This window comes from Bacillus sp. XF8 (genome assembly GCF_017498755.1).
Taxonomy (GTDB): domain Bacteria; phylum Bacillota; class Bacilli; order Bacillales; family Bacillaceae_G; genus Bacillus_A; species Bacillus_A bingmayongensis.
The window spans coordinates 1-7,193 of record NZ_JAGDQK010000075.1; the positions used below are offsets into that span (position 1 = coordinate 1).

The 7,193-nt window shown below is 39.3% G+C and carries 12 protein-coding genes and 1 pseudogene; 10 read left to right on the forward strand and 3 right to left on the reverse strand.

What is annotated here, in order from left to right; genetic code table 11:
- Together J4P91_RS27780 and J4P91_RS27785 are read right to left on the reverse strand one after the other, a co-directional pair.
- Positions 1 to 79, reverse strand: a pseudogene (locus J4P91_RS27780) (DUF3900 domain-containing protein); the annotation flags it as partial.
- 76 nt (positions 80 to 155) lie between these two features.
- On the reverse strand, positions 156 to 1,283 hold the full coding sequence (locus J4P91_RS27785; RefSeq protein WP_207996661.1) for a site-specific integrase: 1,128 nt from the start codon (positions 1,281 to 1,283) through the stop codon (positions 156 to 158).
- Between the two features lie 204 nt (positions 1,284 to 1,487).
- Here J4P91_RS27785 and J4P91_RS27790 point away from each other — a divergent pair, with 204 nt between their 5' ends.
- The 10 genes from J4P91_RS27790 (at position 1,488) to J4P91_RS27835 (ending at position 6,794) form a co-directional block, all read left to right on the forward strand.
- Positions 1,488 to 1,925 carry a helix-turn-helix domain-containing protein gene (locus J4P91_RS27790; RefSeq protein ID WP_207996662.1) on the forward strand — a complete coding sequence of 146 codons (438 nt, stop codon included), beginning with the start codon at positions 1,488 to 1,490 and terminating at the stop codon, positions 1,923 to 1,925.
- 280 nt (positions 1,926 to 2,205) lie between these two features.
- Positions 2,206 to 2,616 carry a hypothetical protein gene (locus tag J4P91_RS27795; RefSeq protein WP_207996663.1) on the forward strand — a complete coding sequence of 137 codons (411 nt, stop codon included), beginning with the start codon at positions 2,206 to 2,208 and terminating at the stop codon, positions 2,614 to 2,616.
- Between the two features lie 231 nt (positions 2,617 to 2,847).
- On the forward strand, positions 2,848 to 2,994 hold the full coding sequence (gene fbpA, locus J4P91_RS27800; protein ID WP_207996664.1) for a Fur-regulated basic protein FbpA: 147 nt from the start codon (positions 2,848 to 2,850) through the stop codon (positions 2,992 to 2,994).
- A complete protein-coding gene (locus tag J4P91_RS27805; protein ID WP_207996665.1) occupies positions 2,994 to 3,287 on the forward strand; it encodes a hypothetical protein in 294 nt (97 codons plus the stop codon). Before fbpA ends, J4P91_RS27805 begins: the two co-directional genes overlap by 1 nt.
- Entirely contained in the window at positions 3,284 to 3,670 is a 387-nt protein-coding gene (locus tag J4P91_RS27810) for a hypothetical protein (protein ID WP_207996666.1), read from the forward strand. Before J4P91_RS27805 ends, J4P91_RS27810 begins: the two co-directional genes overlap by 4 nt.
- A 15-nt stretch (positions 3,671 to 3,685) precedes the next feature.
- The gene (locus J4P91_RS27815) at positions 3,686 to 4,417 is read left to right on the forward strand and encodes a DUF723 domain-containing protein (RefSeq protein WP_207996667.1); all 732 of its coding nucleotides are present in this window, start codon (positions 3,686 to 3,688) and stop codon (positions 4,415 to 4,417) included.
- Positions 4,410 to 5,369, forward strand: coding sequence for a hypothetical protein (locus tag J4P91_RS27820; protein WP_207996668.1), 960 nt, complete (start codon positions 4,410 to 4,412; stop codon positions 5,367 to 5,369). Before J4P91_RS27815 ends, J4P91_RS27820 begins: the two co-directional genes overlap by 8 nt.
- Positions 5,369 to 6,133 (forward strand): P-loop NTPase family protein, encoded by a 765-nt coding sequence (locus J4P91_RS27825; protein ID WP_207996669.1) that lies wholly within the window; start codon positions 5,369 to 5,371, stop codon positions 6,131 to 6,133. The genes J4P91_RS27820 and J4P91_RS27825 overlap by 1 nt, the downstream gene beginning before the upstream one ends.
- Before the next feature lie 268 nt (positions 6,134 to 6,401).
- On the forward strand, positions 6,402 to 6,560 hold the full coding sequence (locus tag J4P91_RS27830; RefSeq protein WP_207996670.1) for a hypothetical protein: 159 nt from the start codon (positions 6,402 to 6,404) through the stop codon (positions 6,558 to 6,560).
- A 45-nt stretch (positions 6,561 to 6,605) separates the two neighbouring features.
- Complete coding sequence (locus J4P91_RS27835) at positions 6,606 to 6,794, forward strand: hypothetical protein (RefSeq protein ID WP_207996671.1); 189 nt, start codon at positions 6,606 to 6,608, stop codon at positions 6,792 to 6,794.
- Between the two features lie 110 nt (positions 6,795 to 6,904).
- On the opposite strand, the gene J4P91_RS27840 is transcribed toward J4P91_RS27835, so the two are convergent.
- Positions 6,905 to 7,193, reverse strand: a 289-nt coding sequence (locus tag J4P91_RS27840) for a hypothetical protein (protein WP_207996672.1), incomplete at its 5' end; no start/stop codon positions are given.

Here is a 7,193-nt window from a genome sequence, read left to right on the forward strand (position 1 = left end):
AGTCTTCGAAGTAGCGGGCATGTGATGCTTGGTGGATTTTTAATTCGCCTACTTCTACTATGCCTTCTTCTGGCATACTTAAGTGACTGTTTGATAAGCCGTTGAACGTTGCGGTTGTAGGGCCGGTTTAGATTAGTCCGTACCTTTATCCGTCACTAGTTGATGATTCTATCGAGTTTATCTGAGACGGATTTTTGCATATCGGGTAACACATGGCTATACGTATTAAGTGTCGTTTCAATATCAGAGTGACCGAGACGATCAGCAATTAATTTTACGTTAACGTTTTGTTGTATGAGCATGGTCGCATGTGTATGACGTAAATCATGGAAACGTATCTTTGGTAATCCGAGCTTCTCCGTTAAGCCATAGAACTCTTTACGTAGATTGCGTGGAATCATCGGATTTCCTTTACGGGCACATACGACTAAGTCATGATCATCATAATCTCGCTGATAATATTTTTTCTCATCTATTATAGTTTGACGATGCAATTCTAACTCCTCTATCAGTCTCAATGGAATGTGAATTGATCGTATGCTTGACTCGTTTTTAGCGCCTGATTTAATTTGAGCGTTCTGAGTTAAGGTTTGCCGAATATATAGCCTATGGTTTTCGAAATCAATATCGCTCCATCTGAGTGCCATAATCTCACCTTGTCGCATCCCCGTTAGTAGTGCGATTACAAAAGCGATGTAACATCGAGTGAGACGTTTGATACCTTTTGACTCATCGATAAAGTAATTTACTTGATCTAAGGTCCATACGTTCATATCTTTACGTCGTCTTTTAGGTAAGGTTGTCCCAGTGGCGGGATTCTCCTTAATTAGCTTTCTAATCTTAGCTTTCTTTAACGAGGCACTTATGATCCGAAAAATCAAATGGACAGTATGAGGAGAGTATCCGGATTTATTTACTAAATCATTTATGAATTTCTGAATGTACGTCGGTTCGATTTGCTGTAACTTTAAATGCCCTAATCTTGGATTAATGACGTTTTTATAATAGGTATAATGAATATCATACGTCCATTCCTCTAATTCGAGCTTCCTCTCTTCGAACCACTCTTCTAAAAATCTACCGTAAGTAATCTTTGAAAGATTTAGATTCTCTTCACTAAGTAACTCCGCTTTTAATTTAATTAGAGCATCTTCAGCTTCTTGCTTCGAAGAAAATCCACGTTTTCTCACTTGTCTTCGTTTACCAGTAAAAGGGTCCTTCGCAATATTAAATACAAAAGTCCACTTTCCTGTTGCTTTATCTTTACTAACTGTACCGTTCATATCCTTATACCTCCTAGTAATTAGGACAAAAAACGGCTTCCCTAATGACATTTTATAGAAACCGTCACCTTTTGTATAGGGGTGTAAAAAGTAGAAAAACGTAAATTAATTATTTTTTTTTCGAAAAAAGTGCGCGAAGTAGAAAAGTGATGCGTCATATATAGTGTAAGGAGTTCACAAGGCATTACACGGAGGTGGAAACGGGTGAGCGGAATGAGCGAAAATAGCAACTTAGTATCAATCGAAGCCCAAACGGAATATTCAATTACAAGTGGAAAGCGAGAGACACGTATCTTTCTAAAGATGTATGTCGACGCAGTACATTCCGGTTTAATAGCGGACTTAGGTCCGGAAAGATGGACAACCCTTTGCGTACTAGCGTCGTTTATGGACGAAGATGGCGAGTGTTACCCAACGCAAGACATGATTGCTAAACGACTCAATATAAGCCGTGAGAGCGCCAATAGACGCATCAAAAAGCTATGTGAGTATCGCTGGGATGGGAAGCCTTTAGTCGTTAAGGAGAGACGCAGACACGAACGTACACAGCAATGGGAGAATACGGTTTATACAATTCTACCGATAAGCCAGTTAGCGATATTCGGAAATGAACCGGAATCTATTAGTCCATGTGACGTGTAACCACATATGGCGACTTCCACACATGGTTGTAGTTCACACTAACAAGAACTAACTCTTAACAAGAACTATCTTTTAACTAGAAAAAGATTAAGAGCCAAAACCTTGAAGTCTATTTCTAGCGAAATATCCTTCCATCATTAATATATTTAGCGGTAATTACTTATATAAAAGAACGCCGCTAATAGATGATAAGATACGATGAACGAAGTGAAATCGTCAGGGTTTAAAAGTAGTAACGATTTATATAAATAAAACGAATTAATAAACGGAGGTGTTTACGATGAAAGATATAACGGCAGGTAGGTTGCAACGGTTACTAGCGAATCTCAACAAGGAGATAGTTCCGTTAGAAGCGGTATTTAACGAAGTCGATCGTCAGTTAAAACACATAGAACTTGTTCAAATAGACTTGCTTCATATCGTTGAGTTAGAGACGTTCAGTTCTGTACGAGGCTATCACTTAGCGAAAAAACTTAAAGAAGTCCGTTTGGAACGACGTGCAATAAAGGATCGGTGGGAAGAACTTAAGATAGCGTTAGACTCGCTGAAGGAAACGAAATCTAAAACGAAGGAACAAATGTTAACTATTTACGAAAAGAGAAGCCGCTTAGACGACCGAAAGTATCATATTAGAAAACTAGACGGAGACTTCGACATACACACAGATTGTATCGTCAGAAGAAAAAAGTAGTTAACGTAAATTTTACGGTCAAATATGCAGACAAGAATCTAGGAATGTACAAAGTTAAGTAGTGAAGGGTGTTGTCGGTAGTGGAACGATAAACGATGGAAAAAGACCCGCAATAAGCAGGTCCCTTGGCATAGTACACATCTGGAGATTATCAATATATTAACAAATTTAGTGTATACATACCATACGCTGAGTATTGAGAAATAAAATGGAGGACTAACAAACAAACGAATGCAATTAAACGATCCATTACTGAAAGAAATCTACATCGAGGCGCTAATCCGTCGCAATGTATTCAAAACGGAAGACGGACGGGACTTATGGCAAGCGTCTAACAAGGAATTACATGCGCAATTATTTGACGAGGAGGAATCGTAATGAAAACAAAAATGAGTAGACGTGAGCAATTAGCATATGTAGTTGGGATTATCGATAACGGTGGGCGTTTAGAAAAAGCAATAGATTTTGCTAAATCATACGGAATAGTTACTCGTATGCACGAAGGGGAAGATAAAAAGTTTTTTGAAGATGATGACCATGTTGCAGAATGGTTGATGGGACAATTTATTTACGGATTTGAAGAACACAAGTATCTAGGATACAACACCGGAATAAATATCGCTATGAGTTTTCTAGGGTATCGATTTGGATACAGGGAGGGAACGAAATGACCCGCATATCAACGAAAGATTTCCGCAACCTACCAATCGAAAAGTGGAACGTAACAACATTCCGAGAGTACTTAAAGCACGTACATGAGGATCGATACAACATCCCGTATGTAACACGCAGCTACGCGATGGAAGGACGAATGTTAAAAACGTCACTAGCGGAATATAACCAGGAAGCAACGAAACGATTCATCGACGCATGTTTTGCCGACTATAAGCCGACACGGGAGTATCCCGGATTAAACTTTGCGTTTATGTATTCGTATATGCGAGGGCGGTTACTACCGCGAGTACTTGATGAGTTACGTAGGGAAGAGACGAAGTTACAAAGGCAGGCGGCACAGCCGGAGGTTAGCACGGAAGAAATTATCGATTATTTATAAACGGAGGGAAAACGAATGGCACAGCGATTATCTTTCGAAGAAGTGCAAGCGAAGTTTAAAGAACGGGGATATACACTACTAGAAACGGAATATAAAAATCGGACTAAGAAAATGGCGTATATTTGTCCGCAACATCCAAATGAAAAATTAACAATAAGTTATAACGAATTAAGAGCGGGAAGTGGCTGCCGTCACTGTGGTATTGCGAAGAGGGGACATAGTCGGAAAGTTACATACGCCGAAGTAAAAGCTGAATTTAAAAAGAAAGGGTATGAGCTATTAGAGACACGTTATCACAACGTAAGTACGAAAATGAGATATCGATGCAACCATCACCCTGACGAAATTTTTACGATTCGTTACCGAGAATTAAAACTAGGGCATGGTTGTCCGAAATGCGGGAAAGAAAAAAGCGGGGCTACGCGTGCAAAAACACACTCGGTCTTAACTGATTTTCCGAAGGAATCGAAATACACGAAAGAGCAACGTCAAGAGGCACGTCAAGAGACTTCGAGATTACTAGATATGTATTGCTACGATTGCCCAAACAAAGATTTACCTTTCATCGGTGAAATTGAAGAGAATTGCTACAAAAACTGTCCGCATGGAATCGGATTAGAATTACGAAGATGTGGCGCAATATTAGCCGGTGAGGATGCGGACGCAGTAATTGAGCGATATAAGGTTCGCTTTGAGAAGGAGAGAATTGACGTAAATAGTCGTAAGGAGGCGCTAGTAAATGAGTAAGGCAGGCGTGGCGAAGACGCAGGAGTTTCGGAAGCCGAGAAAATATAAACGAGTTAAGTTGGAAGAACGAGTGGTTGACGGTGAGGTAGCTGTCGGAAAAGAATGCTCGAAGTGTGGAGATTGGAAGCCGTTAGAGAGCGGATTTCGTAAAAATAATAAAGGTCTAGGGGGGAAACTTTCTGTTTGCAAAAAATGTGAACGTAAGTATGCACGTAACCATTACGAAGAAAATAAAGAAAAGGTAGCGGAACGCAAACGTAACTATTATCAAGAAAACAAAGAAATAAAAATAGAGTATAGCCGTAAATACTGTGAAGAAAATAAAGAAAAGGTAGCGGAGCATAGACGTAAGTATCGCGAAAAACATAAGGAAAGGATAGCGGAATATAGACGAAAATACTACGAAGAGAATAAAGCGTTTTGGCATAACTATTACCAAGAAAACAAAGAGATAAAAATAGAGTATAGCCGTAAATACCGTGAAGAAAATAAAGAAAAAGTAGCGGAATGTGGGCGTAAATGGCGGAGAGAAAATAGAGAAATTTGTACACTTATATACCAACGAAGACGCGCACGTAAGAGAGCATTACCAGACGATTTTACAACAGAACAATTAAACGAGATATTGGCACACTTCGAAGGTGGATGTGTATTAACTGGCGACTCAGACATACATTGGGACCACGTAATCCCAATAGCGATAGGTCACGGCGGAACTACATACGGCAATATGATTCCGTTACGAAGTGATCTTAATATTTCGAAGAGTGATAATAACATTTTCGAATGGTTCGAAGCGAATAGGCAACGATTCGAACTACCGCAGGAAAGATTCGACCGTCTTATCGAGTGGTTGGCAGCCGCGAACGAAATGACAGTCGGAGAATATCGAGATTACGTGTACTGGTGTCACGCTAATCCAGTCGACGTACTAGAAAGTGAGGCGATATGATGCAATGCATTCTATGCGATTACTGTTCGCTATATAAAAGCGCATCATGTAACCGTCAGTGCACCTCGTACATCGCACTACACGGATTCAACGGTAATGGAGGACGTACGGCAGCGAACAACTTACCGAAAGAATATCGTCATTTAACGCTACAGAATTCACCTGTACGAGCGTCTCAACCGAAAGTCTATAAGTCTATCGAAGCGTACGTAACGACTTTCTCACGGCAATTTGAGACGAGTGAAGCAACGGACGTAAAGAACAAGATTAAATCGATGTATTTGTTTTCCGAAGAGACTGGTACGGGAAAAACAACGACAGCAGCCGTAATTTTAAACGAGTGGCTAATCCGGCATTACATCGGGAGTTTGCAGCGAAATAGGCAATCGTTGCAGATACCTGGGTATTTCTTAGATGTGAACGAGTGGCAAACGTTATTTAACGAATTTAATCGGTCGAATATACCGAAAGATGTCGCTGAGAAATCGGCAAAGGAATACTATCGTCGAGGTAGTCATGCGAAGATGGCACCTTTCGCAGTACTAGATGATATTGGAGTACGGAGTGCAACCGAAGCTTTTCGAGGTGATTTACATGCGGTTATTAACCATCGAGTCACAAACGGATTACCTACGGTATACACTTCGAACATTCCTATCGACGAGTTGGCAAACGTATTTGATCGTAGATTGTACGATAGAGTGAGAGAATTGTGCGTGGTGTTGCCGTTCGAGGGCGAATCGAAAAGGGGGATGCGGAAATGAAATATGACCGCTCCCATAAAAAGAACGGTCGTACAAATAATCTGTGCTGGAGGTAGCTACGAATAGCTCAAGATGACTTCTTTAATTAGTATGGACAAGAATTTTACGACTATACACAAAAACGGCAGACAACTAATTAAGTTACCCGCCTGTTCTTAAACGACACGGAGGAGAGAGCTCCGATTTGAAAGAGTAAAGCCGTAGGGAAGTCGGCTCAAAGATAGTATGTGTAATATAAAAAAGATTATTCGCAAAGGGGAATATCTAGATGAAAAAGATTATTATCGGAACATGTCTATATCTACCACTAGGTTTTTGGCTTACTAGTTTTTGTGGACTTAGCGGATTAGAAACGCTCGCTACAATGTTTATTGTCGGAGTAACAAACGGAATCTATAACGTTGTATTGGAGGAGGCGGATAAGTAATACCAAATTTGAATTTTGTACAAAAAAGAATGAGGAGGTTGTAATATGAGAGAATTTAATTTTGCAAAGTCAACCCAAAACAGTCTAGCCATTGGTATAGGATATACATTAATGGCTAATGAGGAAATAGCCGATGATGTGTTTAAAGAATTGAAACCTCAATACGAAGAATGGTATTTAGTCAACTCACATGCCCATCAACCTAACAAAACGGGTTGCCCCCAAAAACGATAAAAATGAATTTCGTTGCTATAAAAGACACAAAATTTTCGTTTTGGGAGCATTATAAAATTTTAACTTTATAGTGATGTATGCTGACGCCTAATAACAAAATTGCAAAACTGTTAGCACATGTTTTCTAATTTTTTCTTAAAAAGTTGTGCTTGTTCAGGAGTAACTGATAATATTTTTTCTTTAACTTCTGGATTAGTTATTTTTAATTCGGCTAAAAATTTTTCAGGGTCATTACGCAATTTCGAAAAAAAATCTTTATCAGTTTTAGCCCTTTCTAACAGAATTTCATAAACATCTCTTTTTGGGGAAATTTCATTATTCATTTCTAATTTTTTCTTAAAAAGTTGTGCTTGTTCAGGAGTAACTGATAATATTTTTTCTTTAACTTCTGGATTAGTT

Excerpts from the sequence above, each read along its gene's own strand:
- J4P91_RS27785 (WP_207996661.1), bottom strand. The coding sequence starts at position 1,283 with ATGAACGGTACAGTTAGTAAAGATAAAGCAACAGGAAAGTGGACTTTT.
- J4P91_RS27795 (WP_207996663.1), top strand. The coding sequence starts at position 2,206 with ATGAAAGATATAACGGCAGGTAGGTTGCAACGGTTACTAGCGAATCTC.
- fbpA (WP_207996664.1), top strand. The coding sequence starts at position 2,848 with ATGCAATTAAACGATCCATTACTGAAAGAAATCTACATCGAGGCGCTA.
- J4P91_RS27805 (WP_207996665.1), top strand. The coding sequence starts at position 2,994 with ATGAAAACAAAAATGAGTAGACGTGAGCAATTAGCATATGTAGTTGGG.
- J4P91_RS27810 (WP_207996666.1), top strand. The coding sequence starts at position 3,284 with ATGACCCGCATATCAACGAAAGATTTCCGCAACCTACCAATCGAAAAG.
- J4P91_RS27815 (WP_207996667.1), top strand. The coding sequence starts at position 3,686 with ATGGCACAGCGATTATCTTTCGAAGAAGTGCAAGCGAAGTTTAAAGAA.
- J4P91_RS27820 (WP_207996668.1), top strand. The coding sequence starts at position 4,410 with ATGAGTAAGGCAGGCGTGGCGAAGACGCAGGAGTTTCGGAAGCCGAGA.
- J4P91_RS27825 (WP_207996669.1), top strand. The coding sequence starts at position 5,369 with ATGCAATGCATTCTATGCGATTACTGTTCGCTATATAAAAGCGCATCA.
- J4P91_RS27830 (WP_207996670.1), top strand. The coding sequence starts at position 6,402 with ATGAAAAAGATTATTATCGGAACATGTCTATATCTACCACTAGGTTTT.
- J4P91_RS27835 (WP_207996671.1), top strand. The coding sequence starts at position 6,606 with ATGAGAGAATTTAATTTTGCAAAGTCAACCCAAAACAGTCTAGCCATT.